The organism is Pseudarthrobacter defluvii (genome assembly GCF_030816725.1).
Taxonomy (GTDB): domain Bacteria; phylum Actinomycetota; class Actinomycetes; order Actinomycetales; family Micrococcaceae; genus Arthrobacter; species Arthrobacter defluvii_A.
In genome coordinates this window covers 715,974-742,017 of record NZ_JAUSYG010000001.1, presented here as the reverse complement: position 1 = coordinate 742,017, position 26,044 = coordinate 715,974, and the positions used below count along the sequence as shown (strand labels likewise).

Annotated in this window: 28 protein-coding genes; 19 read left to right on the top strand and 9 right to left on the bottom strand. The window is 66.3% G+C overall.

What is annotated here, in order from left to right:
* The first annotated feature begins 5 nt into the window (after positions 1–5).
* Positions 6–989, top strand: coding sequence for a M28 family metallopeptidase (locus QF031_RS03405; RefSeq protein ID WP_307424099.1), 984 nt, complete (start codon positions 6–8; stop codon positions 987–989).
* Here the strand turns inward: QF031_RS03405 and QF031_RS03400 are convergent.
* The 6 genes from QF031_RS03400 to QF031_RS03375 all read right to left on the bottom strand — a co-directional run bounded on the left by QF031_RS03400 (position 968) and on the right by QF031_RS03375 (position 6,410).
* A complete protein-coding gene (locus QF031_RS03400; protein ID WP_307424096.1) occupies positions 968–1,315 on the bottom strand; it encodes a DUF1036 domain-containing protein in 348 nt (115 codons plus the stop codon). The two genes, QF031_RS03405 and QF031_RS03400, sit on opposite strands and share 22 nt — an antisense overlap.
* A gap of 312 nt (positions 1,316–1,627) precedes the next feature.
* Positions 1,628–2,857: a hypothetical protein gene (locus QF031_RS03395; protein WP_307424093.1), complete on the bottom strand. Its 1,230-nt coding sequence runs from the start codon at positions 2,855–2,857 to the stop codon at positions 1,628–1,630.
* A 2-nt stretch (positions 2,858–2,859) separates the two neighbouring features.
* Positions 2,860–3,132: a hypothetical protein gene (locus QF031_RS03390; protein ID WP_307424090.1), complete on the bottom strand. Its 273-nt coding sequence runs from the start codon at positions 3,130–3,132 to the stop codon at positions 2,860–2,862.
* 66 nt (positions 3,133–3,198) lie between these two features.
* A complete protein-coding gene (locus QF031_RS03385) occupies positions 3,199–3,441 on the bottom strand; it encodes a hypothetical protein (RefSeq protein ID WP_307424088.1) in 243 nt (80 codons plus the stop codon).
* A 907-nt stretch (positions 3,442–4,348) separates the two neighbouring features.
* Positions 4,349–5,176 carry an AfsR/SARP family transcriptional regulator gene (locus QF031_RS03380; RefSeq protein ID WP_307424085.1) on the bottom strand — a complete coding sequence of 276 codons (828 nt, stop codon included), beginning with the start codon at positions 5,174–5,176 and terminating at the stop codon, positions 4,349–4,351.
* A 226-nt stretch (positions 5,177–5,402) separates the two neighbouring features.
* A complete protein-coding gene (locus tag QF031_RS03375; protein ID WP_307424083.1) occupies positions 5,403–6,410 on the bottom strand; it encodes an MIP/aquaporin family protein in 1,008 nt (335 codons plus the stop codon).
* Between the two features lie 128 nt (positions 6,411–6,538).
* Between QF031_RS03375 and QF031_RS03370 the strand changes: the two genes are divergently transcribed.
* The 12 genes from QF031_RS03370 to map all read left to right on the top strand — a co-directional run bounded on the left by QF031_RS03370 (position 6,539) and on the right by map (position 16,336).
* Positions 6,539–6,946 carry a hypothetical protein gene (locus QF031_RS03370; RefSeq protein WP_307424080.1) on the top strand — a complete coding sequence of 136 codons (408 nt, stop codon included), beginning with the start codon at positions 6,539–6,541 and terminating at the stop codon, positions 6,944–6,946.
* A gap of 222 nt (positions 6,947–7,168) precedes the next feature.
* The gene (locus tag QF031_RS03365; protein WP_307424077.1) at positions 7,169–8,053 is read left to right on the top strand and encodes an alcohol dehydrogenase catalytic domain-containing protein; all 885 of its coding nucleotides are present in this window, start codon (positions 7,169–7,171) and stop codon (positions 8,051–8,053) included.
* Positions 8,054–8,380, top strand: coding sequence for a hypothetical protein (locus tag QF031_RS03360; RefSeq protein ID WP_307424074.1), 327 nt, complete (start codon positions 8,054–8,056; stop codon positions 8,378–8,380). It begins immediately after the preceding gene.
* 178 nt (positions 8,381–8,558) lie between these two features.
* The gene (locus QF031_RS03355; protein WP_307424071.1) at positions 8,559–9,200 is read left to right on the top strand and encodes a metalloregulator ArsR/SmtB family transcription factor; all 642 of its coding nucleotides are present in this window, start codon (positions 8,559–8,561) and stop codon (positions 9,198–9,200) included.
* Between the two features lie 358 nt (positions 9,201–9,558).
* Positions 9,559–9,936, top strand: a complete 378-nt coding sequence (locus QF031_RS03350) for a DUF7793 family protein (RefSeq protein ID WP_307424067.1) — start codon at positions 9,559–9,561, stop codon at positions 9,934–9,936.
* Positions 9,937–10,159: 223 nt separating this feature from the next.
* Complete coding sequence (locus QF031_RS03345; protein ID WP_307424065.1) at positions 10,160–11,041, top strand: aldo/keto reductase; 882 nt, start codon at positions 10,160–10,162, stop codon at positions 11,039–11,041.
* Between the two features lie 9 nt (positions 11,042–11,050).
* On the top strand, positions 11,051–12,079 hold the full coding sequence (locus QF031_RS03340) for an aldo/keto reductase (RefSeq protein WP_307424063.1): 1,029 nt from the start codon (positions 11,051–11,053) through the stop codon (positions 12,077–12,079).
* 40 nt (positions 12,080–12,119) lie between these two features.
* Positions 12,120–12,947: an oxidoreductase gene (locus QF031_RS03335; RefSeq protein WP_307424061.1), complete on the top strand. Its 828-nt coding sequence runs from the start codon at positions 12,120–12,122 to the stop codon at positions 12,945–12,947.
* 207 nt (positions 12,948–13,154) lie between these two features.
* Complete coding sequence (locus tag QF031_RS03330) at positions 13,155–13,412, top strand: SHOCT domain-containing protein (protein ID WP_307424058.1); 258 nt, start codon at positions 13,155–13,157, stop codon at positions 13,410–13,412.
* Positions 13,412–14,866 carry a multicopper oxidase family protein gene (locus tag QF031_RS03325; protein ID WP_307424054.1) on the top strand — a complete coding sequence of 485 codons (1,455 nt, stop codon included), beginning with the start codon at positions 13,412–13,414 and terminating at the stop codon, positions 14,864–14,866. Before QF031_RS03330 ends, QF031_RS03325 begins: the two co-directional genes overlap by 1 nt.
* 132 nt (positions 14,867–14,998) lie before the next feature.
* Positions 14,999–15,439, top strand: a complete 441-nt coding sequence (locus tag QF031_RS03320) for a hypothetical protein (RefSeq protein ID WP_307424053.1) — start codon at positions 14,999–15,001, stop codon at positions 15,437–15,439.
* Between the two features lie 123 nt (positions 15,440–15,562).
* Positions 15,563–16,336, top strand: a complete 774-nt coding sequence (gene map, locus QF031_RS03315) for a type I methionyl aminopeptidase (RefSeq protein WP_307424051.1) — start codon at positions 15,563–15,565, stop codon at positions 16,334–16,336.
* A 3-nt stretch (positions 16,337–16,339) separates the two neighbouring features.
* Here map and QF031_RS03310 read toward each other — a convergent pair whose 3' ends face one another.
* Positions 16,340–16,858, bottom strand: a complete 519-nt coding sequence (locus QF031_RS03310) for a GNAT family N-acetyltransferase (protein ID WP_307424049.1) — start codon at positions 16,856–16,858, stop codon at positions 16,340–16,342.
* A 105-nt stretch (positions 16,859–16,963) separates the two neighbouring features.
* Here QF031_RS03310 and arsA point away from each other — a divergent pair, with 105 nt between their 5' ends.
* On the top strand, positions 16,964–18,751 hold the full coding sequence (gene arsA / locus QF031_RS03305; protein ID WP_307424046.1) for an arsenical pump-driving ATPase: 1,788 nt from the start codon (positions 16,964–16,966) through the stop codon (positions 18,749–18,751).
* A gap of 46 nt (positions 18,752–18,797) precedes the next feature.
* Here arsA and QF031_RS03300 read toward each other — a convergent pair whose 3' ends face one another.
* Complete coding sequence (locus QF031_RS03300; RefSeq protein WP_307424043.1) at positions 18,798–19,148, bottom strand: ArsR/SmtB family transcription factor; 351 nt, start codon at positions 19,146–19,148, stop codon at positions 18,798–18,800.
* Positions 19,149–19,243: 95 nt separating this feature from the next.
* On the opposite strand from QF031_RS03300, the gene arsB reads away from it, so the two are divergent.
* The 5 genes from arsB to QF031_RS03275 all read left to right on the top strand — a co-directional run bounded on the left by arsB (position 19,244) and on the right by QF031_RS03275 (position 24,071).
* Entirely contained in the window at positions 19,244–20,341 is a 1,098-nt protein-coding gene (gene arsB / locus QF031_RS03295; RefSeq protein ID WP_307424039.1) for an ACR3 family arsenite efflux transporter, read from the top strand.
* Positions 20,342–20,365: 24 nt separating this feature from the next.
* Positions 20,366–20,782, top strand: a complete 417-nt coding sequence (locus QF031_RS03290) for an arsenate reductase ArsC (RefSeq protein WP_307424036.1) — start codon at positions 20,366–20,368, stop codon at positions 20,780–20,782.
* 82 nt (positions 20,783–20,864) lie between these two features.
* Complete coding sequence (locus QF031_RS03285; protein ID WP_307424033.1) at positions 20,865–22,268, top strand: FAD-dependent oxidoreductase; 1,404 nt, start codon at positions 20,865–20,867, stop codon at positions 22,266–22,268.
* 59 nt (positions 22,269–22,327) lie between these two features.
* Positions 22,328–23,527 carry an MFS transporter gene (locus QF031_RS03280; protein ID WP_307424032.1) on the top strand — a complete coding sequence of 400 codons (1,200 nt, stop codon included), beginning with the start codon at positions 22,328–22,330 and terminating at the stop codon, positions 23,525–23,527.
* A gap of 94 nt (positions 23,528–23,621) precedes the next feature.
* Complete coding sequence (locus QF031_RS03275) at positions 23,622–24,071, top strand: hypothetical protein (RefSeq protein WP_307424029.1); 450 nt, start codon at positions 23,622–23,624, stop codon at positions 24,069–24,071.
* Here QF031_RS03275 and QF031_RS03270 read toward each other — a convergent pair.
* Positions 24,040–26,016 (bottom strand): amino acid transporter, encoded by a 1,977-nt coding sequence (locus tag QF031_RS03270; protein WP_307424026.1) that lies wholly within the window; start codon positions 26,014–26,016, stop codon positions 24,040–24,042. The genes QF031_RS03275 and QF031_RS03270 overlap by 32 nt on opposite strands.
* Between the last annotated feature and the right edge of the window lie 28 nt (positions 26,017–26,044).

Sequence of the window (26,044 nt, the reverse complement as noted above, 5' to 3'; positions counted from 1 at the left end):
AAGCCATGAATGGACAGGTGCCGGGTTCAGGATGCCGGCGCACACCGGGCGGGCGGCCCCGCCCTGTCCTGCTGCCCCGGGAGGAGCAGACCCGGCGCCAGGGTGCCGTCACGGCCGCAGCCACACCAGCCGACGACGTGTCTGCCGACACCTACCGGGAGGTCCTCGAGGAACTCACCGCGCACCCCACCCGGCATTCGTTCTCGCAGCCCTACCGCGACGCGGCCAGCAAGGCTGGGGAACGGCTCGCGGCCTTGGGGTATGCCACCCGGGAAGAGCCGGTCTCCTTCGGCGGCCGGCACACCCTCAACGTCATCGCCGACAAACCCGGCTCAGCACCCGGGAACGAACGGCAGCTGGTGTACGTCATGGCCCATCTGGACTCCATCAACGAGGCCGGCGGTGTCAACGCACCGGCACCGGGAGCGGATGACAACGCCTCCGGCGCCGCAGGCGTCCTGGAAATCGCCCGGGTGCTGGCGGCCACCACCACAAAGCATGACCTGCGCCTGGTCGCGTTTGGCGGTGAGGAACAGGGCCTGCACGGCAGCCGCATCCACGTGGCCGGGCTCCCAGAGGCCGAGCGCACGAGGATCAGCATGGCCGTGAACATGGACATGATCGGGCGCCTCAACACCGCAGCGCCGTCAGTCCTGCTTGAAGGGGCGGCCGTTTCCCAGCACGTGATTGACGCACTGGCACAGGCCGCCCACGAAATGACCGACCTGGAGGTCTTCACGTCACTGCAGCCGTTCGCCTCGGACCACGTGTCCTTCATCGACGCCGGGCTACCTGCCGTGCTGACCATCGAAGGCGAGGACCAGCTGAACACCGATGAGCATACGCCCAGGGACACCCCCGCGGGGCTGGACCTGTCCGTGGCGGTCAGCATCCTCAGGATGAACGCCCTGGCGGTGGCAACCGCACTCGGACACCAACTGGACGGGTCCGGCCCGGACGGTGGTGGTCAGGTCAAGCGCACGGTGTGATCCAGGATTCCCCACCCCACCTCGAATTTTGCGAGACCAAGGGTGCGGCTGTCCGTACTTCCGGTTTGCCAGCACCAGTCGAACGCCCTTGAGGGTAACTGTGTGAAGAACGGGCCGGACCAGGCCCTGGTGCGGAGCTCGTTCTCGGCGAAGACGAAGTATTTCCCGGGCCCCGCCCACCCGCTGAGGACCTTTGCGGTTCCACCGGGCGTGATGCGGTACCAGCCCTTCTTTGACCAGTCCGTGCCGCCCTCGCACCCGGGAGAGTGGTATGCGTAGGCCACGAAGAGCGTGTCCCCGGTGCCGTTGTTGAAGTAGAGGCCCATTACCGGCTCCCCTGACCGGTGGTGGGCCGGGGCGGGTCCGGTGGCATCCGGAGGTCGTTGCCTTGCCCCGTGGCTCCGGCAGCCTCCTCCTCGTACGGACTCTCGCCTTCCCGCAAGTCCATTCCACTCGCCGTGCCTGCTACCGGAAACCTGTCGGTGGTCCGTGCTTCAGGCAGGTTTTCGTTGGCCTCGCCGAGGTTTTCCTGCACTTGCTGGGGCGTCCATTCACTCCGATGTCCACTCACTGTGTCCCCTTCCTTCCCTCTCGTACCTTTGAGCTACTGCGACGACGCTGTTGTCCGGCACGGCCGGTCACACTCTTGAAAACCGGACTATGCGGGGAAGGATGTCGGTGCGGGTCGCGCCGCCTTCGAGGGTGTATCCGGAGGCGACCCACGTCTCGGCGGCGGGGGCGTGCCGGCGGCAGGACAGGTAGTCGCCCCATTTGGGCTCATTGGGTGAGTGGCTTCCCAGCTTGCTGTAAGCGGTGCTCCAGGTTCCGTTGGCGTCACGGACGCCGACGATGTGTCCGGGGTTGCGGTCTTCCCCGCCGTAGAACGCCGTGAACCCCAGCACTCCGGCACTGTTGGTGCACGCCGCCGGATATGCCCAGGACCGGGTGGAACTCCAGATGTCAGGCTGGGCCGTGACCTGCTTGGAGGCTTCTGCGATTTGCACCACCCTGCAGTACGGGTGGGGACGGTTCGATCCGCTGCCGGAGGTCCACATGAGGCTGATGGTGCCGTTGCCTATACAGGCGCCGGTGATCCGCCGGTCGGTCCGGGCCAGCCAGTTCACATTATTGGGCGCATTGGACGAAATCGCGTCGCTGGATGCGGCGACATTGATGTCCCACCAATTGACGGCATTCTGCCCGTCTGCCCACGAAAACAGGCGGACCTGCTGCGTTGAATTGTGGCTGGCGAAGTACATGGTTCCGGCCGCACCCTGCGTGAGCCGGATGGAACCGTTCTGGGTGGTCGACCAGGAGTTGAAAATCAGCGTGCCACGATTGTCGATGGTGGCCAATGGAAAGCGCATGACGACGGCCCGCTGCCATTGCCCGGCGCCGACATTGTTGAAGACGTTAAACGTGACGAGCAGGTTGTCTGCGGTCATTGCGGCGTCGGGGTAGTCAAACCACAGCTGTGTCCACGAGCCGTCCACCGTTGTCGGGGCAATGTCCCACCAGTACCAGGCGCCCGGGTTGCCGAAATCGCCGTCGTGGACGGCGGCCAGCCGGAAAACGTTCGCTCCATTGCGGCGGGTGTACTGAAGGATCCAGATCCAGAGTCTGCGCCGGGCGTCGTACAGTACCACCTGGTCACAGCAGAAACCCCCTGCGGCCGCGGGCAGTGCGGTGAAGGGATCCACGTGCTTCCAGTTGGTGCCGCCGTCGGTACTTTGGCTTGCGTACCAGTTCCCGGTGACGAACATGTGGTTGCCGGCCACCGCCGCTGTCGGTTCTCCGACGGTTGAGGTGTTGTTGTTTGTGGGCCCGTCGGCCAGTGAGATGTTGGACACGATTGAGACGGGAGACATGGCTACTCCTGGGAACTCTCTGCCGGATCCGTTTCAGGCACGTTGTCGTTGCGCAGCGGCTCGTTTTCGAGCGCTTCCTGTTGGTCCTGGTTAATTGACTCGGGGCCTGCCGCGCGTCGTTCCGTGCGGATCGCCGCCTGCCGCTGGTCCAGGTCGGGCAGGGGCTGTTCCTCCCGGGGAGCGTTCTCGTCAGGCTGGAAGGTTGGGCCGGAAAGCTCGACGCGCCTGGACTGCTCTGAGCCTTGTGGAGCGGGGGAATCCGCTGTCTCGCTCATCTTGGCTCCTTTCTACTACTAATAGAGAACTGATTAGGGGCGACGGGTGTGCAGCTGGACGCAGGACTAAGTCGCCTCCCGAATGACGGACCGCCGCCATTCACGGCCAACCAGCGTCAGCGACAGCAACGTGAGCGCAGCCAGGACGATGACGACGGCCCATTCCATGGTTCCGTTGCCCCCATCCGGTTCCACTCCAAAAACGATCTCAATCCATTCGCGGTTGAAAAGCGTGATGATGAAGAGAACTGCGCTGGCTGCCGCCCCGGCCGCCTCCCACCAGAAGATTGTCCTCAACTTCCTTTTCATGCCCTGCCCCTTTCCAAAATGAAGAACGGCGTCGCAGACCATTAAAGATGTGCCGGCGTTACTGGCCCGTTACTGGGTCAGAGCAAGCTATGGCTAACTGGATTCAGCGTGGCGGGACAGATGGAGGAACTTGTGCGCGGGAACGAGCGTTGATGCAACATGCGTGTTCTGCTCCGCTTCTATGGGTCTGTGGTCATCGCGGGGTGCCTGGCAGGAACAGCCGTTTCCTGCGCGACGCCTCCTGCGAAGTCTGGGATCAGCGGACATGTCACTGTCGATGCCGGCTGCCCGGAAGCCATGAATTCCTCTCCCTGCCCGGACGTTCCCCTGCCGGCCCACATCACGGTCAAGGATCACTTAGGAACAACGGTCGGTGAAGCTACAAGCAACGCCCAGGGAGAGTTCCGCCTCGAGCTTCGGGCGGGGACATACGAACTCCGGGCCGCTAACCTTTCCGGAGCTCCGATGCCGTCCGCCCCGCCTCAGGATGTTGTCATCAAAGAAGGATCCTTCACAGAGGTAAAAGTGGCATTCGACTCAGGCGTCCGCTGAAGTGGAGTTTCCGCTATGCACCAACTGCCATGCAGTGGCAGACGAGGTGTCTCACCGGGTTTAAGGACCAACGGCCCCCGCTGCCGGCGTTGCGCCTGCGCCAGGACGTTGACCATGCCCGGCGTTACTGCCCTGTTACTCCGCTGCATCTTTATTTCTTGCGCCAATCTTTCAGGAAAAGCGGCGGGTTGCTGATGGTTTTTCCTACATGATCGGGTCAAACAGCTAAGGAGCCAGGTAACAACATGATTGACGAGAGCCTTCCCAATGAGCCGCTCCCCAGTGGGGGCGGTACCTTGGTCATCCGCACATGGATCGAGCCCGACGACGACCCCGGCTTCCGAGCGCGTATCACCTACAGCCAAGGGGCCGGGCAACAGGGCAGCCTCATCACCGTGGACCCGGAGGAAGTCCTCCACGCAGTTCGACAGTGGCTCTCTACCCAGAACGGGTGAATAGCCTGCCAGGGAGTGCGGGCCGAATATCGCCGGGAGACGTGCACGCCCCCTTGGACGGCGTCGATGAGTTTCCGGAGGGCTTCGGAAGGCAGGACACCCAAGTCCCGGCCCAGGGCCGCTGCATAGTTTTCATAGGCACGCAATGCGGAAGCGACATTCCCCATCTGCGACTCTGCCGCAACCAAGGTCCGTACCGCGCTCTCATAGAGGGGCTCGATGTCCAGCGCGGCGGCGGCCGCTTCCGCAGCGCCCTCACAGTCACCGGCCGCGAGCAGTGCACGGGACAAGCCGGTTATGGCCCGCAACCGGTCCTGCTGCAAGCGACTTTGTTCGAACAACACCCAGTCCTCGTACCAGCCGGGCAGCAGCTCGGCGTCACGCAGGTCCAGCAACGCCCTTGAGGTCAGTCCGAGCCCTGCGGGACTTTCCTGGAGGAGGGCCCGGACCCTGTGTAGATCCACATGCACCGCCGGGTCCAAGGCAAGCATCGGACCAAGCTTTGCCAGCACCCCGGGCATCTGGCGCGTGACCAGGTGAACACTGACCCTGAGGCTCTCCAAGGCCCTCGGCTCAGGGCAGTCCGGCCAGAGAAGGCCGGCAACGTAGTTCCGCAACCTCGGCCCGAGAACGGCAAGCACGGTGATCAAACGCTGCTGCCGCACGGCAACGTGGACAACTTCCCCGTCGCGGCGCAACTGCCAGAACCGGAGCAGGTCCAATTCCAAATGTCCACAGCCACCATTGCCCATTGGACACCTCAACCGGCTTGAAGTACCTGAACTACGTAGGAATGAGGATCCTCAGCTTGAAAAAGAATGTCAATGCACTTAGGCCCCTAATCGGGTTGGGAGGGCCCGCTCTCAAAAGCCTCATCGCAGGAACGTCGCGCGCGAAAGGCGCGGGCCGCCGTCGCACTTTCCTGCTCTGGTGACCCGCGCCTGACGCCTGTGCTTAAGCCGCTCTCCGTTTCGGGGTGGTCTGGGTCTCCGGAACCGATGTTGCAGCCTCGGTGGCGGGAGGCGTTTCGCCGCCGGCGCGGCCCGGAGGCGTGGACTCCTGCAGCCGGGCCCGGGCGTCCAGGACGTCGCCGATGAACCAGTCGTAAAGCAGGACGCCGATCACGCCGCCGACCACCGGGCCCACGATGGGCACCCAGAAGTACCAGCTGAACGCCCCGTCCACTGTGCCAGGCAGCGCCGTTTGGCCCCATCCGGCCATCCACGCGAAAAGCCGTGGGCCGAAGTCACGGGCCGGGTTGATGGCGTACCCGGCGTTCGCACCGAGCGAGATGCCAATGGCGGCGACCGCGAGCCCGATCATGAACGGACCCAGGTTCGCCTGCACGGCGGTGTTGCGCATATCGATGATGGCCACCACGAACATGACCAGGAAGGCCGTGCCCACAATTTGGTCGATCAGCGGCCCGGTGGGATTTCCGCTGAAGTAGGGCGCCGGGAACGTGGCGAAGATGGAATAGGTGGCCAACCCCTTCGCGTCGCCGCGGCTCGCGCCGGCTGCCGCGTTGTAGGCGTCAATGGCGTTGTAGTACAGCAGGTACACCAGCGCCGCACCCACAAAGGCCCCCACCACCTGGGCCACGATGTACGGGCCGACTTTGCGCCAGGGGAACTTCCGCCTGACCGCGAACGCAATGGTCACGGCCGGGTTGATGTGGGCACCGCTGACGCCACCTGCCACGTAGACGGCCAGCGCCACAGCCAGGGCCCATCCCCACGCAATGAGCAACCAGTCGCCTGCGGCCATGAAGATGGTGGTTGATGTTGCGGCACGGCCCGATCCGGGCAAGGCGGCGACCGCCATGGCCACAACACCGTCACCGAACGCGATCAGCACAAAAGTGCCTAGAAACTCTGCAAGCAGCTCCCCCCAGGTTCCACCTAACCGCTTGAGTCCGCTGCCGTTGCGGACTGCATTCCTCAGTGGACTGACATCACTCATCGCAGTACCTTCTTTGCGATTTATTGGGTCTTTTTGCTTCTCATCCGGACCGATTGACAATCCGTGTACTTTTATGCTACGCCGAAAGTGTCAGGACGCAACAGTTATGCCCGGGCAAGAGTTATCCCTTGGCAACAGTTAGAGGCAAGACCATGAACCACAACGGCAGCATCGAAAACACCCCGGGTCCTGAAGAAACACCGGAGGAACGCGACCTGCGCGGGCGGTACGTCGAAGGCAACTTCGGTAAAGCCGGAGCACAGCGGGGCCGCCACGCGGAAGACGACGAGGGCCAGTACACCGAAGGAAACTACGGTGCGGCAGGCAGTGAAGATGGACTGCCTGAACCCCTGGGCGAAAGGACCGTGGGAACCGGCCGCTACGTGAAGGCCGACTACGGCGAGGCCGGGCCGGTACCCGGCAGGACCGCGGCATCCGAAACCGGCCGGTACCCCGAAGGTGACTACGGGAAGGGCGGGACCGTGGATCCCACGCGCAAGCCCGGTGCGGATCCGGACGCGCGTGCGGAGCGGTAACCCCCCAACCCGGCCAAGCGGCCTGCCCACCTGCACACGGAGGGCAGGCCGCCTTGGTGCGCGCCGCCGTCGTACTTCTCCACCTGCCGGAGGAAGCCCGCAGCGACCTCTCGCCCTACCCCCGAATAGGCAGTAGGCTTACTATCTTGCAGCCGGGCGCTTTCAGTGCCTGATGACCAGAACCCTATTCGGCCGGTTTGAGCGCGTAAAAGGAGTCCCATCATGAAAGCACTTGTATGGCACGGCGAAGGCGACATCCGCCTGGACACCGTTGACGATCCCACCATCCTCGACCCGAACGACGCGATTGTGCGCATCACCCGCAGCGCCATCTGCGGCACCGACCTGCACTTCATCCGCGGCACCATGTCCGGGATGAAGGAAGGCACCATCCTGGGCCATGAGGCAGTGGGTGAGGTGACGGCGGTGGGCAAGGCCGTTCGCCGGTTCGCCCCCGGGGACCGCGTGATCGTCTCCTCCACCATGTCCTGCGGCGTGTGCTGGCAGTGCCGGGCAGGCCACACCGCGCAGTGCGACGTGGCGAACCCGAACGGGCCGCAGGCGGGAACATGCTTCTTCGGCGGCCCCGAAACCACCGGACCCATCAACGGGTTGCAGGCCGAGTACGCGCGGATTCCGTGGGCTTCCAACACCCTGACCAGGCTGCCGGACAACGTCAGCGACGAGCAGGCCATCCTGCTCTCGGACATCTTCCCCACGGCCTGGTTCGGCGCCCAACTGGCCGGCATCCAGCGCGGCGACACGGTGGCTGTGTACGGCGCAGGCGTCGTGGGGCAGCTGGCCATCGCGTCTGCGTTCCGGCAGGGTGCCTCGAGGGTGTTCGCCATTGACGGGATCGAGACGCGGCTGGTCCAGGCCCTCGACCAGAACGCGGACGTCATCAACTTCAACAGCGAGGATCCCGTGGAAGCCCTGCAGGAGGCGACGCAGGGAATCGGCGTGGACGCGGTGATCGACGCCGTGGGCGTGGACGCGCAGCGGCCCTGGGCCGGGCCCGCGGCGGCGAAGGGCGAAGAGCAGGCGGAGCAGTTCTCGCAGGAGGTGGCCGAGGTGGCCCCCACCACCAACGTGCAGGGCGATAACTGAGTGCCGGGCAACGCGCCGTCGCAGGTCTCCCAATGGAGCATCGAGACCGTGCGGAAATACGGCCGGATCGGGATCATCGGCGTGTACAGCCCGGCGATGATGACCTACCCGATCGGCCAGGCGATGAACAAGAACCTGACCATCCGGATGGGCAACTGCGACCACCGTTCGGTTACGCCGCCGCTGGTGGACCTGGTGGCGTCCGGTGTGTTCGACCCCACCACGTTCATCACGCAGCACGAGCCGATCACGGACGTGGTGGACGCCTACCTGAACTTCGACAGGCGTGAGGAAGGCTGGCTGAAGACGGTGCTGACCACCGCTTAGGCTCCCCCTGCCTGGCCGGCGGCCTGCTCCTTTCGGTGCGGGCCGCCGTCGTGCGTTGGACCATGCTCCTTAAGCCCACGCGGCACGTAGACCCTTGCGTTCACGCGCGGTTGCGGGGGACCATCGTGTAACCACCGCACGATCGTGACCGGCCCGCCCGGGGAAGAGGGCAGCAATGATGAGCCACCAGGGGATGACGGACAGGATGCCAGCGGAAGGCAGTGCGCCGACGTCGATGTCGGCTGCAGCGGAGATCTTCAAGGCCGTGGCCCATCCGGTAAGGGCGCAGATCCTGGACCTGCTGCGCCAGGGCGAGTGCTCCATTCCGCAACTGTGTGAAGGCACGGGAGTGAAGGCTTCGCATCTGTCCCGCCACTTAATGCAGATGCGGAGCCAGCGCCTGATCCAGTGCCAGCGCTCCGGCGGTCAGCTTTTTTACCGCCTGGCCGTCCCCGAAGCCGCGGAGCTGCTCGCCGCTGCCCGGGCCGTCCTGCGCGCACAGGTGGCCGGCGCGGCCACCAGAAGCTACTCATCCCGCCGCTCCCTCGTTGCAGGCCCGCCGTCCAGCGCGGATGTGTTCCCGGCTCCGGGTGATGGGACCATGACGCCACCCACCTTCTCTGAGGAGCAGTTCGCGGCGCTGGAAAGCACCCTGGCCTCGCGGGCGGTGATTGCTGATGCCTGCCAGGCTATAGCCGCCCGAACCGGCTGCACCGTGGACGCGGCGGGCAAGCAGCTCATCCTGGCTGCCCACAACGGCAACATCACCCTCCGGGATGCCGCCGCACGGGAGTTGCAGAACGGGCATCGCAACCCCTGAAGGTGGCGCCTGACCGGGTATCCCTTTGCAGGTCCCTCGTCTCCGGCGTGTCCCCCCGGAATTTCTCAAAACCCTTGACCATCCCGTCGATGGAGGGTCACACTTCAAGCAGTAATTGACGAAAACGTCTATTTGTCACTTTCCCGATAATTGTCCCCATGGAACTCTCCCTCCGTATCAATGGAAGGAGGGAGGATGCACCAGGAAACCCGGAGGAAATCTCCTCGAGATTGGGGGGTTCCTGGTGCAGGAACGGTTGGGGAGGGAACAGCGCCGTTCCCTCCCCACCCGGTTTCATCCGGCCAAAACCTGGGCCTGCTCTTTGCGTGCGCCCGCAAGTGGCAGCACAGTAGAGGGTATGGAAGACCAAGCAGAGGATGGGGTTACCGGAACCATTGAACTCTCCGGGGACCTGCTGCACCTGAAGTGGGCGCACGGGGACGTGGTCACGGAACGCGACGCCCGGGCCCTGATGAATCGTGCCAGGGCCCTCACTGGCGGCCGCGCGCTTCCACTTCTGGTGGAAATAACGGGTGTGGAGTGGATAGACCAGGGGGCACTAAAGGTTTTCGCCGGCACCTGGCCCCTGACACGTGCGGCGGTGGTGGGCACCTCCCCCGTCGACGAGACCCTGGCCGCCTTCTACAACGGAAGGCACAAGCCGGTGCACCCCACCCGGTACTTCACGTCGCCGGATGAGGCGATGGCGTGGCTGGTGGAGGACCCGCTGCCGTAGGGGCCGGAGCGGGCGGAGCTGGTGGACGGCGATCATCATCGGATTCATCAACGCGGAATCCTGACACAGGGAGCTCAAGTGCCTCATAGGTCAGGTCCAGGTCCCCCACAACCGGGTGGTGCAGGCGTTTGTGGCCGGTGCCCACGCTACGCGAGAGCCCCTTCAGCGAAGGAGGGACTGGCAAGCCCTCCCACAAACCCGCACACCCGCATAGCGTGAAGGCATGGAACTCAAACTCAACAACGGGGTCAGCATGCCAGCGCTCGGCCTGGGCGTCTTCCAAAGTCCCCCGGAAGAGACGACGGCGGCCGTCCAGACAGCGCTCGAGGTCGGGTACCGGCACATCGACACCGCCGCCGCGTACGGCAACGAACCCGAGGTGGGCGAAGGGATCCGGCGCTCCGGGCTGCCGCGCGAAGACGTCTTCATCGAAACCAAGGTGTGGGTCAGCGACTACGGCTACGACCAGGCGCTGCATGCGTGGGACAAGGCCGTGGGCAAGCTGGGCGTGGAACAGCTGGACCTGCTCATCCTGCACCAGCCAGCGCCGGACCGGATGGAAAAGACCATCGCCGCGTACAAGGCCCTGGAAACCCTGCTCAAGGACGGGCGCGTGCGGGCCATCGGCGTCAGCAACTTCATGCCCCACCACCTCAAGCAGCTGCTCGAGGAAACCGACGTGGTCCCGGCCGTGAACCAGATTGAGCTGCACCCGTACTTCCAGCAGCAGGAAGTCCAGGCGACGGACGCGGAGCACGGCATCCTCACCCAGGCGTGGTCGCCCATCGGCGGCATCACCTTCTACCCCGGCTGGGGCGAGAACCGGAAGAACGTCATGCGCGATCCGGCGATTGCCGCCGTCGCGCAGGCCCACGGCAAGACCCCCGCCCAGGTGATGCTGCGCTGGCACCTTCAGCAGGGCCGCTCCGCCATCCCCAAGTCCACCAACCCGGCGCGCATCGCGGAAAACTTCGACGTCTTCGACTTCGAGCTCTCCGCCGCCCAGCTCGCAGCGATCGACGCCCTGGACACCGGCGTCCGCAGCGGCCCGGACCCGGACGTGGCCCGGCCGGAGCGGTTCGCCATGGTCATCCCGGAAGCCTAAGGAGAAGAAATGGAATACCGACCGCTTGGCCGCACCGGCGTGCAGGTCAGCCCCCTGTGCCTGGGCGCGATGATGTTCGGCCCCTGGGGCAACGATGACCGCGCCGACGCCACCCGCATCATCCACCGCGCCCTGGACGCCGGCATCAACTTCATCGACACCGCGGACGTCTACTCCGGCGGCGCCTCCGAGGAGATCGTCGGGGAAGCACTCGCCGGAAAGCGCGACGACGTCTTCCTGGCCACCAAGTTCTTCATGCCGATGGACGAAAAGGATCCGAACCAGCGCGGCGGCTCGCGCCGGTGGATCATGCGCGAGGTGGAGAACTCGCTGCGCCGGCTGAACACGGACTACATCGACCTCTACCAGGTGCACCGGCCCAGCCCCGACATCGACGTGGAGGAAACCCTCAGCGCGCTCACCGACCTGGTCCGCCAGGGCAAGGTCCGCTACATCGGATCCTCGTCCTACTCCGGCTCGCAAATCGTCGAGGCGCAGTGGGCGTCCCGCGAGCGCAATCTGGAACGCTTCGTCACCGAACAGCCGCCGTACTCCATCCTGGTCCGCGGGATTGAGGAGGACGTCCTGCCCACGGTGCAGCGGCACGGGATGGGCACTTTGACGTACAGCCCGCTGGCCGGCGGCTGGCTCTCCGGCCGGTGGCGCAAGGACTCGGCGTCCCGGCCCGCCTCATCGGCGCGCCCGAGTGCCCGGTTCGACATGACCCAGCCCGCCAACCAGCGCAAGCTGGACATCGTGGAGGAGCTCGCCCAGGTGGCCGAATGGGCCGGCGTCACGCTCATCGAGCTGGCCATCGCGTTCGTCATCAACCACCCCGGCGTCACCTCTGCCATCGTGGGGCCGCGCACCATGGAGCAGCTCGAGTCCTACCTTCCCGCGGCGGACACCAGGCTCGCCCCCGAGGTGCTGGACCGCATCGACCAGCTCGTCGCCCCCGGCGTCACGGTCAACCCGGACGACAACAGTTACGGCGCGCACGAACTCACAGCAAACGCACGACGGCGGCAGCGGGCCTAAGTGCCTGCCCCGCCTTACTCCCCTACGAAAGGAAATACCAATGGCAACATGGCTCATCACAGGCTGCTCCACCGGACTTGGCCGGGCACTCGCGGAGGCTGTGCTCGCGTCCGGGCACAACGCCGTCGTGACCGCCCGCAACGCCGAGACCGTCCAGGACATCACGGCCGGCTTCCCGGACACCTCCCTGGCCCTCCCCCTCGACGTCACCGACAAGGCCCAGATCAGCGCCGCGGTGAAGCAGGCCGAAGATCGCTTTGGCGCCATCGACGTGCTGGTGAACAACGCCGGATACGGTTACCGGGCGGCCGTGGAGGAAGCGGACGACGCCGACATCCGGCGCTTGTTCGACACGAACTTCTTCGGCGCAGTGGACATGATCAAGGCAGTAGTCCCGGGCATGAGGGCCAACAAGTCCGGCTCCATCCTGAACATCTCCTCCATCGGCGCCCGGATCACGCCCGCCGGCTCCGGCTACTACGCGGCTACGAAGGCTGCTTTGGAGGGCATGTCCGGGTCACTCCGCCAGGAACTGAAGCCGCTGGGCATCAACGTCACGGCCATCGAACCCGGCGGGTTCCGCACAGACTTCGCCGGCCGCTCGCTCACGCAGTCCGCGACGGCGATCGGGGACTACGCGGACACCGCCGGCAAGCGCCGCAAGGAACACGACACCGCACACGGCAACCAGCCGGGCGACCCGGACAAGGCAGCAAAGGCGATCATCGACGTCGTCGAATCCGCCAACCCGCCGGGCCTGCTGGTCCTGGGCACGGACGCGTTCGGCGCCTTCGGGAAGGTGGCGGACGCCCAGCGGGCGGAACTGGACCAGTGGCAGGAGCTGAGCACCAGCACCGACATCGATTAGGCGGTCCACCGTGCAGTCCCGCCCAGTTACTGTTGCAGCACCACCGCGGCGCGCCGTAAGCAGCGGCGCGCCGCGGTCCCGGGAGCCGGGCGGCCGGAAGTAACCGGGCTGGAGCGCACGCTGGCGCGGGCTGGGACCTCGGACTCTACCCGTGGCCTTCCCTGCCGAGCAGAATCGGAGCACTCCTCTTAGGAAGGGACTCCGGCGATGATGTGGGGTTACGGGCAGGGTGGCTGGTGGTGGATCTGGGCCGTTCTCCTGTTGCTCGGCATCGCGCTGCTGGTCTGGGTGGCGCTGCGGGCGTTCGGCGGCGGAACCGGCAACGGCGGGATTGGCGGGCGCGGGGGCCGGGACGGCCCTCCCCCGTCAACCGCGCGGCAGATCCTGGATGAACGGTTTGCCCGCGGGGAACTCACGGCCGAGCAGTACCGGGAACAGCTCAAGGTCCTCGGCGAGGGCCGGTAGTGCGCCCCATCAGCCGGCGGCAGGCGCTGCTCCTGGGCGGACTGGGGGCTGCGGCAACGGCGGCCGGCGGGGCCGGCTTGGTATGGTCGCTGTCCTCCCGGCCCGCACCGTTAATCGGAAGCGGCCTGGTCCAGCCGGAGGAACTGCACAGTGAAAGCGGGCTACTGCAGGTCCGCCTCGAAGCCGCACCCGGCCAGCTGCAGCTCGCGGGGCGGGAGGTCTCGGCACTCGGCTACAACGGCAGCATTCCCGGGCCCACCCTTCGCTTCAGGGCCGGCGACACCCTGAAAATCACGCTGGCCAACAGCCTGTCCCAGCCCACCAACCTGCACGTGCACGGCCTCCATGTGTCCCCCGACAACAACGGGGACAACGTTTTCGTAACCGTCACTCCCGGCAGTTCCTTCGACTACGAGTACCGGCTTCCCGGGAACCATCCTCCGGGCCTGTACTGGTACCACCCGCACCATCACGGGATGGTGGCAGACCAGGTCTTTGCCGGGCTGTTCGGAGCGATCATCGTCGAGGACCCCCAGGGCATCGAGACCAGCGCCGAGCGGGTGCTGGTGGTTTCAGACACCTCGGTGGATCAGTTGGGAGGCATCCGCGCTGCCTCCGCCATGGACCGCATGGCCGGCCGGGAAGGTGATCTGCTCCTGGTCAACGGCCAAAGCAACCCGGAGTTCAGCGCGCTTCCGGGGCAGCGGGAAAGGTGGCGGATCGTCAACGCCTGTGTGGCCCGGTACCTGCGCCTGCGGCTGGACGGACAGTACCTGCAACTTCTGGGCCAGGACTCCGGCCGCTTTGAAAAACCGCAGGACGTGGACGAGGTGCTGCTCGCCCCCGGAAACCGGGCGGACCTCCTAGTGACGGCGGCCGCCGGCGAGTCCGTCCTGCGTTCTTTCCGGTACAACCGCGGGACCATGGCCGGAATGATGGGCGCAGGCCCCGCCCCGGGGAGTGCCGTCGAGGGAACTGAAGGTACCGTGCTGGCCACGTTCCGGGTTGCCGGCGAACCGGCGGCACCCCCGCCCGGAATCCCCAGGCAGCAGTCCCCCGCGGACCTGAGGCAGGCCCCAGTAGCTGCCCGCCGGCAGATCATCCGGTCCGCCGGCATGGGCATGGGTGGCGGCGGGATGATGCGGTTTACCATCAACGGCAGGGAATTCGACGCCTCCCGCACAGATACGACGGCGGCAGCAGGCTCCGTGGAGGAATGGACCCTGATCAATACAAGCCCCATGGACCACCCCTTCCACCTGCACGTCTGGCCCATGCAGGTCATCGGGGACAGCGGCGGCTCCCCAGAATGGCGCGACGTGGTGAATATCCACGCCAACGGCCAGGTGAAAGTCCGGGTGGCCTTCGCGGACTTCCGGGGGCGGTCCGCCTATCACTGCCACATCCTGGACCACGAGGACCTGGGCATGATGGGCGTGATTGAGGTGCTCTGAGCCCCCGCCCTCAGGCCAGGCCGCGAGTCCCGCCTGGGACGAAATCGAGTACCTGGTACTCATGACAGGGCGCCTGCCCGATGCCAGAGTTGTTCCTAACGTTCCATCACGCCACAAGAGGAATTACGAACCATGGCATCGAAACGACGCCGCTCAGGTAGCGGGGCGGGGGCCGCCGGCGGCATCGGCTGTGCCCCCTTCCTCGTCCTCATCGTCGTAGCGCTCATCATCCAGTACTGGTGGGTGCTCCTCATTGCCGCGGGGGTGGTCGCGCTGACCGTGGCACTGGTCCGCACGGCGAGTGCCCCGCCCCGTCCGGCCAAGGTGCCACCACCCAAGCCGCAACCCTTCGTGGCCCCGCCCCGCCCCGTCCTTGCCGGTGATGACCTGACAGCCCACATGCGCGCGCAGAAACAGGCCGGCCGTGTACGGGACATGCAGGAGTGGGACTACGAGTGGATCCGGCTGGCCTACCCGGGGAAGAGCGTCCGTGAAGTCAATGACATCGCGAACGCCCATTTCGCCCGCGGCCGGTCCATCGGCATCGACAGCGGCGACCCGTCCGCTCCGTGAGTCTGGCCCACCCCGCGGAGTCATCAGCACTATTAATGCTGCCGTTGCGCACTTGCCTTCGCTTGAGGAAGGACAAATAGGATTGCCCCTACAGCTATTTGGCCGCAGATGAAGGGCGCCCCGATGATTGAGATCCTGAATGCCGCTGAGGTTGCCCGTGCCCGGGAGACCGGCGCCCTGGTGGCTGACATCCTGCAGGCCATGAAGAGCCGCGCCACGGTGGGCACCAACCTGCTGGACATCGACCAGTGGACCAAGGAGATGATCACCGAGGCCGGGGCGGAATCCTGCTACGTGGATTACGCGCCGTCGTTCGGCCGCGGTCCCTTTGGCCACTACATCTGCACGGGCGTCAACGATGCCGTGCTGCACGGGCTGCCCCACAACTACGAACTGGCCGACGGCGACCTGCTGACCCTGGACCTCGCCGTCGTCAAGAACGGGGTTGCCGCGGACGCCGCCATCAGCTTCCTCGTGGGGGATGCGCAGCCTGCAGGGAGCGTGGCGATGATCGAAGCCACCGAACGGGCCCTGGCCGCCGGGATTGCCGCCGCCGGGCCGGCTGCCAAGATCGGTGACATCTCCTACGCCATCGGCCGCGTGCTCACCGACGCCGGCTACCCCATCAACACACAGTTCGGCGGCCATGGCATCGGCTCCACCATGCACCAGGACCCGCACGTGCCCAACATGGGACGGCCCGGCCGCGGCTTCAAGCTGCGGCCGGGGCTGCTGCTGGCACTTGAGCCATGGGTCATGGCGGACACAGCGGAGCTGGTGACGGACGACGACGGGTGGACGCTCCGGAGCGCCACCGGCTGCCGGACGGCGCACACGGAGCACACCATCGCAATAACCGACGACGGCGCCGAGATCCTGACCCTGCCCTCGCGGTAGGCGCTACTCAGCCCCTGCCACGCGGCTTCGGCGTTCCAGGAGCAGGGTGTCCTGCCAGTGCCCGGCCTTGGGTCCATGGCTGATCCGGGCAATCCGTTCCCTGGTTCCCACCACGCGGAATCCAAGCTTCCGGTGCAAGGCAAGGCTTGGTGTGTTCTCCGGGAAAATGCTGGACTGGATGGTCCAGATACCTGACGCCTCGGTTGACTCGATCAAGGCGTCCAGGAGCACCCGGCCTACGCCCCGGCCATGTGTTTCGGGCGCCACGTAGATCGAATGTTCCACGACACCCCGGTACACCTCCCTCGACGAAACGCGCGACACCGCGGCCCATCCCAAAACGCGCCCCGCATCCTCGGCGATGAGCCGGTGCTCGGGCAACCTGCCGCCGTCGAACGCTTCCCAGGTGGGCGGCGCGCTCTCGAATGTAGCCTCCCCTGTGGCAATGCCGGCGGCATAGATCGTGTGGACGGCGTCCCAGTCGTCGGGGCACATGGGGCGGATGGTTACGGGGCTGTGCATGCGTCCCATTATGGGTCTTCTGCGCATCGATCATTATCGATACGCTTGAAGCGGCCACCAACAAAGGGACCGGGTACCAGCACCACGAAAGCCAGGGAGAACCTCATGCCATTGCCGTCAGGTCCCGCCGTGAAGTTCCTCGAGAATGCACCCCGGTTCCTGTTTTTTACCGGCAAGGGCGGGGTGGGCAAGACCTCCGTAGCCTGCGCAACAGCACTTGCCCTGGCCAGGGCCGGCAGGACGGTGCTGCTGGTCAGCACCGATCCCGCCTCCAACGTGGGGCAGGTTTTCACAATGACAATCGGGAACACCGTCACGGCCATCCCTGAGGCGCCCGGGCTTTCCGCACTGGAGATTGACCCCGAGCAGGCCGTCGAGGCCTACCGGGAGCGGATCCTTGCGCCAGTCCGGGCACTGCTTCCCGAGGCTGAGCTGGCCGCCGTCGCCGAGGGCCTCGCCGGTTCCTGCACCACGGAAATCGCCTCGTTCGATGAGTTCACCAACCTGCTGGCCAACGACCTGGCCTACGGTGAATACCAGCACATCATCTTCGATACGGCCCCGACGGGTCACACAATCCGGCTGCTGCAGCTCCCCGGTTCCTGGACAGACTTCCTGGCGGCGGGCAAGGGTGATCCCTCCTGCCTGGGCCCGCTGTCGGGGCTCGAGAAGCAGAAACAGGTGTACGCCAAGGCAGTCCAGGTCCTCACGGATCCGGCCCTCACACGGCTCGTGCTGGTCAGCCGCGCCCAGTCCTCGTCACTGAGGGAGATTGAGCGGACTTACCTTGAGCTCAACCAAATCGGCATTTGGGGCGGCTACGTCGTGATCAACGGCGTCCTGCCGGAGGCTGCCGGCAGGGAGGCCCTGGCGCAGGCCCTGCGCGCCCGTGAGGCGGCGGCTCTTGCGGGCATGCCCGCCTCGGTTGCGGCCCTTCCCCGCGATGTCCTGGACCTGAAGCCGGGCAACATGGTGGGCATCCGCGCACTGGAGTCATTGTTCGCAGCCACACCAGACTCTGAAGTCACCGGCGGCTCCGCGCTGGTCCCCGGCGTTGAAGACGCCCCGCTTGGCGCCCTCGTGGACGAAATGGAACTCCAGGATCACGGCCTGGTGATGTGCATGGGCAAGGGCGGCGTGGGCAAGACCACCGTCGCTGCCGCCATCGCGGTCGCCCTGGCAAAACGGGGGCATACAGTCCACCTAACCACTACCGACCCCGCAGCCCACCTGGGCGAAACCCTCCATGGCTCAATCCCCGGCCTCACGGTTTCACGCATCGATCCCGAGTGGGCCATCCAGGAATACCGAAGCCACGTGATGGAGACCAAGGGCAGGAGTTTGGACGACGACGGCCGTGCGGCTTTGGCTGAGGACCTCATGTCCCCGTGCAACGACGAGGTTGCGGTGTTCCGGCAGTTCTCCAAGGCAGTCCAGGAATCGCGCCGGCACTTCGTGGTGATCGACACCGCTCCAACGGGCCACACCCTGCTGCTTCTGGACGCAACGGGTTCCTACCACCGGGAAATGGCCCGCCAGATGGGGGGCACCGCGGGTTTCGTGACGCCGCTCATGAGGCTCCAGGACCCGGCCCAGACCAAGGTTGTGCTGGTGACCCTGGCCGAGACCACCCCGGTGCTGGAAGCCGAAGAGTTGAAAAATGACCTGGAACGGGCGGGAATCCATCCATGGGCATGGGTGATCAACAACTCGATCGCTGCGGCGCACCCGCAGACGCCGTTCCTGCAGGCCCGTGCTGCGGGCGAAATCGAGCAAATCAGGAAGGTGCACACCCTGACGGACCGGGTGTCCCTGATACCCCTGCTGGCCGAAGAGCCCATCGGTGAAGCGAAGCTGTCTGCGTTGACCGCCCTCAGCTCCCAGCCTGCCTGAGTGGGGCCCGACGGCGGCCGGGGACTACCAGGGATGCAGCAGGGGCTTACAGGGAGGCCAGCAGTCCCGCCGTCTCCTCAAGTGCTCCGGGGACCAGTGAGTAGTAGGCCCAGGTGCCCCGCTTTTCGCGGTGCAACAGGCCGGCGTCGACCAGGATTTTGAGGTGGTGCGACACCGTGGGCTGGCCCAATGCGAGCGGCTCCGTCAGGTCGCAGACGCAGGCTTCCCCGCCCCCGGCGCCCTTGACGATGGAGAGCAGCCGAAGTCGGTTGGGATCCGCAAGGGCCTTGAACACCAGGGCCTTGCGTTGGGCCTCATCTGCGCTGAGCGCGGCCGGGCCTGACGGTGCACAGCAGGCCTCGTCGACGGCTGGCTCAAGGGCTTGCAGGGAAGTCATGGATCCATTATGCAACACATTGACATTCATCGATATAGATGGGGATACTTCATATCGATAACTATCAATACAAGCGTCAGCAGCACAGGAGTCCCGTGAGCACCCAGACCGACCTATCGCCCACCCGTGAAGGTGGGGACGCCGTCGTCGGACGGCTTTCCACCCTTGACCGGTTCCTGCCCGTCTGGATTGTCGCGGCCATGGTTTTGGGACTCCTCCTGGGCAGTTTCATCCCGGGCCTGAGCACCGCGCTTGAGGCCGTGAAGATCGGCGAAGTGTCGCTGCCCATCGCCGTCGGGCTGCTGGCGATGATGTATCCGGTGCTCGCAAAGGTCCGCTACGACCAGGCGCACCGCGTGGTGGCCGACCGCAAGCTGATGATCACCTCGCTGGTACTCAACTGGGTGCTGGCCCCGGCGTTCATGTTCGCCCTGGCCTGGATCTTCATTCCGGACCTGCCCGAATACCGTACCGGGCTGATCATTGTGGGACTGGCCCGCTGCATCGCGATGGTGATGATCTGGAATGATCTGGCCTGCGGTGACCGGGAAGCGGCGGCCGTGCTGGTGGCCATCAATTCCGTCTTCCAGGTAATCGCATTCGGCGCCCTGGGCTGGTTCTACCTCCAGCTGCTGCCGTCCTGGCTGGGCCTGCCCACCACCAGTGCCGACTTCTCCTTCTGGGCCATCACCGCCTCCGTGCTGGTGTTCCTGGGTATCCCGCTGCTGGCCGGCTTCCTGACCCGCACCATCGGCGAAAAGGCCAAGGGCCGCGACTGGTACGAAGGAACGTTCCTGCCAAAGCTCGGACCGTGGGCGCTGTACGGCCTGCTGTTCACCATCACCCTGCTCTTCGCGCTGCAGGGCGGCACCATCACCTCCCGCCCGCTGGACGTGGTCCGGATCGCCCTGCCACTGCTCGTCTACTTCGTGGTGGTCTTCGGCGCCGGGATGCTGGTCGGCAGGTGGCTGGGACTGGGCTACGCCAAAACCACCACCCTGGCCTTCACTGCCGCCGGCAACAACTTCGAACTCGCCATCGCCGTGGCGATCGGCACCTTCGGCGTCACCTCCGGGCAGGCGCTGGCCGGCGTCGTCGGCCCATTGATCGAAGTCCCCGTCCTCGTTGCCCTGGTTTACGTGGCGCTCTGGGCCCGCAAGCGCTTCTTCACCTCCCCTGCCCTTTCCGTCTGACCCCAAGAACTCCTGGAGAACACCATGAGCACCGAAACCGCCAAGAAGCCCTCCGTCCTGTTCGTCTGCGTCCACAACGCCGGCCGCTCGCAGATGGCCGCCGCCTTCCTCACCACGCTCTCCAAGGGCGCCATCGAGGTCCGCTCCGCCGGGTCCCAGCCCGCCGACAAGGTCAACCCTGCCGCCGTCGAGGCCATGGCCGAACTCGGCATCGACATGTCCGCAGAGATCCCCAAAGTCCTCACCACTGAGGCGGTCAAGGAATCCGACGTCGTGATCACCATGGGCTGCGGTGACACCTGCCCGATCTTCCCCGGCAAGCGCTACGAGGACTGGGAACTCGAAGACCCGGCCGGCCAGGGCGTGGACGCCGTCCGCCCCATCCGCGACGACATCAAGGCCCGCATCGAGGACCTCATCGCCTCCCTCACCCCCGCGTAAGCATCAGGCCTGCCCGTCCCACATGGGCCGGCAGGCGCCACAACATTGAACCGCCATACCACCGGATGAAACAGAGGACACCATGGCTGTAAACAACACCCTTCCCGTAGCTGTCATCGGAGCCGGGCCCATCGGCCTCGCCGCGGCGGCACACCTGCTTGAGCGCGGCCTGGAGCCGCTCATTCTCGAGGCCGGCACGACGACGGCCGCGGCCATCGAGCAGTGGCGCCACATCCGGCTGTTCTCCCCGTGGCAGTACAACACCGACGCAGCGGCCGTCCGCCTGCTCGAGGGCACCGGCTGGGAAGTCCCCGATCCGGCGGCGCTGCCCACCGGCGGGGAACTCATCGACGAGTACCTCACCCCGCTGGCCGCACTTCCCGCCATCTCGTCCCGACTGCAGACCGGCGCCCGCGTCATCGCGGTCACCCGGCAGGGCATGGACAAGACCCACAGCCGCAACCGGGACACCAAGCCCTTCCTGGTGCGGGTGGAACACGCCGACGGCGAAGTGCGCGACTACCTGGCCGCCGCCGTCATCGACGCTTCCGGCACCTGGTCTGCCCGGGACCCGCTCGGAACCTCGGGCCTGCCCGCGGTCGGCGAAGCAGCGGCAATGGCGCACATTTCGTCACCCCTGCCGGACGTCCTGGGCCGTGACCGCGGGACGTTTGCCGCGCGCACCGCCGTCGTGGTTGGCGCTGGCCACTCGGCTGCCAACACGCTCATCAACCTCGCCGAGCTCGCGGCCCAGGTGCCCGGCACGAAGATCGTTTGGGCGATCCGTGGCGCGTCCGCGGCGAAGGTCTACGGTGGCGGCGACGCTGATGGGCTGGCCGCCCGCGGCCGGCTGGGCAGCCTGCTCCGTTCGCTTGTTGAGGACGGCACTGTGGAACTGCACACCAGCTTCGGCATCGGTGCCCTCGCCGTGAGCGCTGACACCGTGACCCTTACGGCCACGGACGGCCGCACCCTAAAGGCAGACGTGGTAGTCCCGTCCACCGGCTTCCGGCCCAACCTCGGCATGCTCCGTGAGCTCCGACTGGAGCTGGATCCGGGCGTGGAAGCACCCCGCGAGCTCGGCCCGCTGATCGACCCCGAATTCCACTCCTGCGGCACAGTCGAACCGCACGGCGCCAAGATGCTGGCCCACCCCGAGCAGGACTTCTACATCGTCGGCATGAAGTCCTACGGCCGGGCCCCCACCTTCCTGCTGGCCACCGGGTACGAGCAGGTCCGCTCCGTCGCGGCCGCCCTGGCCGGGGACCGCGAGGCCGCGGACACTGTCCAGCTCGAACTCCCCGAGACCGGCGTCTGCTCCTCCGACATCGGCACCAGCTGCGACGTCCCCGCCGCCGTACCGGCAGGTTTCGTGGCGGAGACCTCCGGCGGGTGCTGCGGAACATCCGACCCCGTCCTGGTCGGATTCCCCACGGGCCTGACCCACGGCCGGTCCGGACAAGAGAATGAAAGAGTGGATGCATGAGCCGCCCGATCACGTCCAGGGCCCAAAAGCTGGATGCGGAGCTAAGCGGGACATAGGCCATGCCTGTCCCGGCGCCCTCCCCCACGCTGGTGGCGGAGGGTGCACCGCGCGGCGGCCTCGCCGCGCTGTGCATCACCCAGACCACCGGGTGGGGCGTGCTCTACTACGGGCTGATCGCGGCGGTGCAGCCCATCAGCGCCGACACAGGCTGGGACCCAGCCCTGGTCACCGGGTCGTTCTCCGCCGGGCTGCTGGTCTCCGCCGTCGCCGGCATCTTTGTGGGCAGGATCCTCGACCGGACCGGGCCGCGCACCTTGATGACCAGCGGATCCCTTGCCGGCGTGCTCGCCCTGGCCGCCGTGGCGCTGGCGCCCAACCCGCCCCTCTTCTTTGCTGCATGGCTGCTGGCGGGAACCGCGCAGGCTGCCGTCCTCTACCAGCCGGCGTTCACGGTGATCAGCCGCTGGTACGGGCCCGCCCGCATGCGGCCGTTGACCATCCTCACCCTCGCTGCCGGGTTTGCCTCCACCATCTTCGCCCCGGTCACCGCAACCCTGACGGCCGCGTTCGGCTGGAGAGCCGCCTTCATCCTCCTCGCGGGAATCATGGGAGTGGTCACTGTGCCGCTGCACGCCCGCTGCCTGAATCGGAGCTGGACCGTAACCGCCCCCGGCAGCCCCGCGGTGAACCGCCGGGGCACGGTGCGGGCAGTCCGGCGAAGCCCGGAATTCCTGGGCCTGCAGGCGCTCATGGTCCTGCTCTGCCTCGGGCTGTACACCGTAACGCTGAACATCATCCCGCTGCTGATGGAAAAAGGTTTCGACTACACCACGGCCGCGCTGGCCCTTGGCCTTGTCGGCGCCGGGCAGGTCGGCGGGCGTCTGCTGTTCGGCGCCATTCCGCCCGGCGCCCGGCTAGTGGCCATCGCCGCGACGGCAGCCGTTGCCGTCCTCTTCCTTGCGGCCCTGCCCGGCCCGGTTCCAGTGCTGGTTGCGGCGGCAATGCTCGCTGGCGCGGTCCGCGGGTGCCAGACCCTGCTGCAGGCCACCATCGTCGCCGACAGGTGGGGAACGCAGAGCCTCGGCACGCTCCAGGGAATCTTCGCGGCCCCGCTTACGGCCGTCACCGCCATTGCACCGGCCGCGGGCCCGCTCATCGCAGTCTGGTTGGGCAGCTACACGAACATGACCTTCGCGATGGCTGCCGCCACAGGGACCGCGGCGACGATCGCCACCCTCGTTTCACGACGGAGCCCGTAAATATTGCGTCAAGAAATGGCATGCCAGCCACGCAGGGGCGGATCCGGACTTTTGATTGAAGCATGGGGACAGAGCCTGAAGGCAGGGAAGACAGATGCGGTGGGATGAAACCCCGGAAGACCGCGGCAGGGTCCGGTTCGCCGCGCCTGCCGGGTCCGTGGAGGGTTACGGCGGCCGTGGAGTGAACGGCCACGCCCTGCATCCGGCCGGGCATTACCTCTTTCCTGACCATGACGGCGGGGATTGGTGGGTCATTTTCCAGGCCCGCCCCAGCGCCCGGCTGCGTGGGCACCGGGTGGCCGGCGATATTCTCGCGTGCAGCGATTCGCCCGGTGACATGGTGCATGTCATGGTCCTTGCCGCGAACGTATGGGAGGACGACGCCGAGGCCGCCTTCCGCGCGGACGTCCCGTCCCGCCTTGAAGACGCCGCCCGGGTTGCGGCCGGCGTTCCGCGCGCCGTCGGGGCAGGGGGTGGAGCAGCGGAACCTGCTGTGGCCCCTGCATCACAGCTCAGCCGACGTGGACCCAGGGGCGCTGGGTGACATCCGGGACGGCCTCGCGCAGCACCTCCCGGGTCACGGGTGCGATTTCGCCCTCGCCGAGGAACAGGAACCGCAGGAGGTTGCTGATGGGGTTTCCCTCGGTCCACCGGAAGTAGATGTGCGGCATGAGCCCGGTGACGTCCCGGATGTGCAGCAGCACGGAGGCAAGGGTGTTCGGGACCACCGGGCCGTGCACCTCCAGGATGCGGTAGCCGTGGCGGTTCACGCCGCGGACAAACAGCTCCGTTTCGAAGTCCGACGAGTCGTCCACCACCACCTCCAGGAACAGGGCATCCCCCTCCAACGGCAGGTGGCTTACCTCGATGGCCGAGTCGAGTTTGTCCCTGTACGCCTCCGCCGTCATCCGCAGCGGCTCGTGCGCGATGATGCTGATGGGCCCGTCCACGGCATTGGACATGAACTCCAGGGCCTGCACGTCCAGGTGCACCCGGGTGGCATGCAGTTCAAAGGAACGCCGGACCCGGGACAGCAGTGAGATGACGATGATGCCGAGGATGAAGATGGCGGCGATCCTGATGCCTTCCGGCCGCTCGAAGATGTTGGCCACCGTGGTGTACGCAAACACCACGGAAATGGCGCTGAAGCCCACGGTGAGGTTCCGCTGCCTGCGCCGCCGGGCGGACAGCGTGACGGCCACTGCCGCGGAGGTCATCAGCACCAGCACGCCGGTGGCGTAGGCACCGCCCTGCGCGTCGACGTCGGCCTTAAAAATGAAGGTGATCAGGAAGCCGATCAGCGTGAAGACAAGAACCAGGGGACGCACCGCCCGGGCCCAGGCCGGGGCCATGCCGTACCGCGGCAGGTACCGGGGAACCAGGTTCAGCAGCCCGGCCATCGCCGACGCACCGGCGAACCAGAGGATGCCGATGGTGCTGATGTCATAGACGCTGCCGAACCCTACCCCGAGGTATTCGTGCGCCAGGTAGGCCAGGGCGCGGCCGTTTGCCTGGCCGTCCGGCTGGAACTCCCGCTCCGGAATGAGCACCACGGTGATGAAACTCGATGTCAGCAGGAAGGCACTCATGATCACCGCGGCGGTGGTGAGCATGCGCCGGGCACCGCGGATGCGTCCGGCAGGGTTTTCTTCCGTATCGCTGTCCGCCCCGCGCACCTGCGGCATGACGGCAACGCCGGTTTCGAAGCCGGACAGGCCCAGTGCCAGCTTGGGGAACACCAGCAGCGCGATGGCCACCGCCATCAACGGATTCCCATGCGAGACCCACAGGCTGCTCCACCAGTCACCCATCGCCACGGGATGGGCCAGGACCTGCATCAGGGTGGCAGCCACCACCACGGCGTTCAGCCCCAGGTAAAGGACCACCAGGACGACGGCGACCCCGATCGCTTCCTTGAAACCGCGCAGGAACACAGCCGCCAGCAATGCCAGCAGGATCAGGGTGACGGGGACGTTCTGGCCCTGCAGCCACCCGGGGGCAACGGGGTTATGGATCAGGTGCGCGGTGGCGTCGGCGGCGGACAGGGTCATGGTGATCATGAAGTCCGTGGCAGCGAACCCCAGCAGAACCAGTACCAGGAGCTTGCCGCCCCACCTGGGCAGCAGCCGCTCCAGCATGGCGATGGACCCTTCACCGCGGGGGCTTTCACCGGCGACCCTCCGGTACACGGGCAGGGCGCCCAGCAGGGTCACCGCTACCAGCACCAGCGTGGCAAGCGGAGAGATGACGCCGGCGGCCAGAGCAGCGATGGCCGGCTGGTAGCCCAGGGTGGAGAAGTAGTCCACACCCGTGAGGCACATGACCTGCCACCACGCATGCTTCCTTTCGTGGCTGGTGGTCACGCCGCCCGGGCCCTGGTGGGTGCCCTTGCTGTCCTGCAGCCCGAACAACAGCCAGTCCCTCAGCGCCTTGCGGCTGCGCGGGTGCAGCGCGGAGGGGTCGGCCGGGGGCCTGCTCAACGTAGTCATGTCTGCCTTTCCGCGCTGCCCTCTGCAC

Bases quoted from the DNA above. Each gene is read 5' to 3' on its own strand.
- QF031_RS03280 (WP_307424032.1), top strand. From the start codon at position 22,328: ATGCCTGTCCCGGCGCCCTCCCCCACGCTGGTGGCGGAGGGTGCACCG.
- QF031_RS03395 (WP_307424093.1), bottom strand. From the start codon at position 2,857: ATGTCTCCCGTCTCAATCGTGTCCAACATCTCACTGGCCGACGGGCCC.
- QF031_RS03345 (WP_307424065.1), top strand. From the start codon at position 10,160: ATGGAACTCAAACTCAACAACGGGGTCAGCATGCCAGCGCTCGGCCTG.
- QF031_RS03320 (WP_307424053.1), top strand. From the start codon at position 14,999: ATGGCATCGAAACGACGCCGCTCAGGTAGCGGGGCGGGGGCCGCCGGC.
- QF031_RS03390 (WP_307424090.1), bottom strand. From the start codon at position 3,132: ATGAGCGAGACAGCGGATTCCCCCGCTCCACAAGGCTCAGAGCAGTCC.
- QF031_RS03340 (WP_307424063.1), top strand. From the start codon at position 11,051: ATGGAATACCGACCGCTTGGCCGCACCGGCGTGCAGGTCAGCCCCCTG.
- arsA (WP_307424046.1), top strand. From the start codon at position 16,964: ATGCCATTGCCGTCAGGTCCCGCCGTGAAGTTCCTCGAGAATGCACCC.
- QF031_RS03335 (WP_307424061.1), top strand. From the start codon at position 12,120: ATGGCAACATGGCTCATCACAGGCTGCTCCACCGGACTTGGCCGGGCA.
- QF031_RS03285 (WP_307424033.1), top strand. From the start codon at position 20,865: ATGGCTGTAAACAACACCCTTCCCGTAGCTGTCATCGGAGCCGGGCCC.
- QF031_RS03375 (WP_307424083.1), bottom strand. From the start codon at position 6,410: ATGAGTGATGTCAGTCCACTGAGGAATGCAGTCCGCAACGGCAGCGGA.
- map (WP_307424051.1), top strand. From the start codon at position 15,563: ATGATTGAGATCCTGAATGCCGCTGAGGTTGCCCGTGCCCGGGAGACC.
- QF031_RS03275 (WP_307424029.1), top strand. From the start codon at position 23,622: ATGCGGTGGGATGAAACCCCGGAAGACCGCGGCAGGGTCCGGTTCGCC.
- QF031_RS03350 (WP_307424067.1), top strand. From the start codon at position 9,559: ATGGAAGACCAAGCAGAGGATGGGGTTACCGGAACCATTGAACTCTCC.
- QF031_RS03400 (WP_307424096.1), bottom strand. From the start codon at position 1,315: ATGGGCCTCTACTTCAACAACGGCACCGGGGACACGCTCTTCGTGGCC.
- QF031_RS03290 (WP_307424036.1), top strand. From the start codon at position 20,366: ATGAGCACCGAAACCGCCAAGAAGCCCTCCGTCCTGTTCGTCTGCGTC.
- QF031_RS03355 (WP_307424071.1), top strand. From the start codon at position 8,559: ATGAGCCACCAGGGGATGACGGACAGGATGCCAGCGGAAGGCAGTGCG.
- QF031_RS03270 (WP_307424026.1), bottom strand. From the start codon at position 26,016: ATGACTACGTTGAGCAGGCCCCCGGCCGACCCCTCCGCGCTGCACCCG.
- QF031_RS03330 (WP_307424058.1), top strand. From the start codon at position 13,155: ATGATGTGGGGTTACGGGCAGGGTGGCTGGTGGTGGATCTGGGCCGTT.
- QF031_RS03300 (WP_307424043.1), bottom strand. From the start codon at position 19,148: ATGACTTCCCTGCAAGCCCTTGAGCCAGCCGTCGACGAGGCCTGCTGT.
- QF031_RS03365 (WP_307424077.1), top strand. From the start codon at position 7,169: ATGAAAGCACTTGTATGGCACGGCGAAGGCGACATCCGCCTGGACACC.
- QF031_RS03385 (WP_307424088.1), bottom strand. From the start codon at position 3,441: ATGAAAAGGAAGTTGAGGACAATCTTCTGGTGGGAGGCGGCCGGGGCG.
- QF031_RS03405 (WP_307424099.1), top strand. From the start codon at position 6: ATGAATGGACAGGTGCCGGGTTCAGGATGCCGGCGCACACCGGGCGGG.
- QF031_RS03310 (WP_307424049.1), bottom strand. From the start codon at position 16,858: ATGCACAGCCCCGTAACCATCCGCCCCATGTGCCCCGACGACTGGGAC.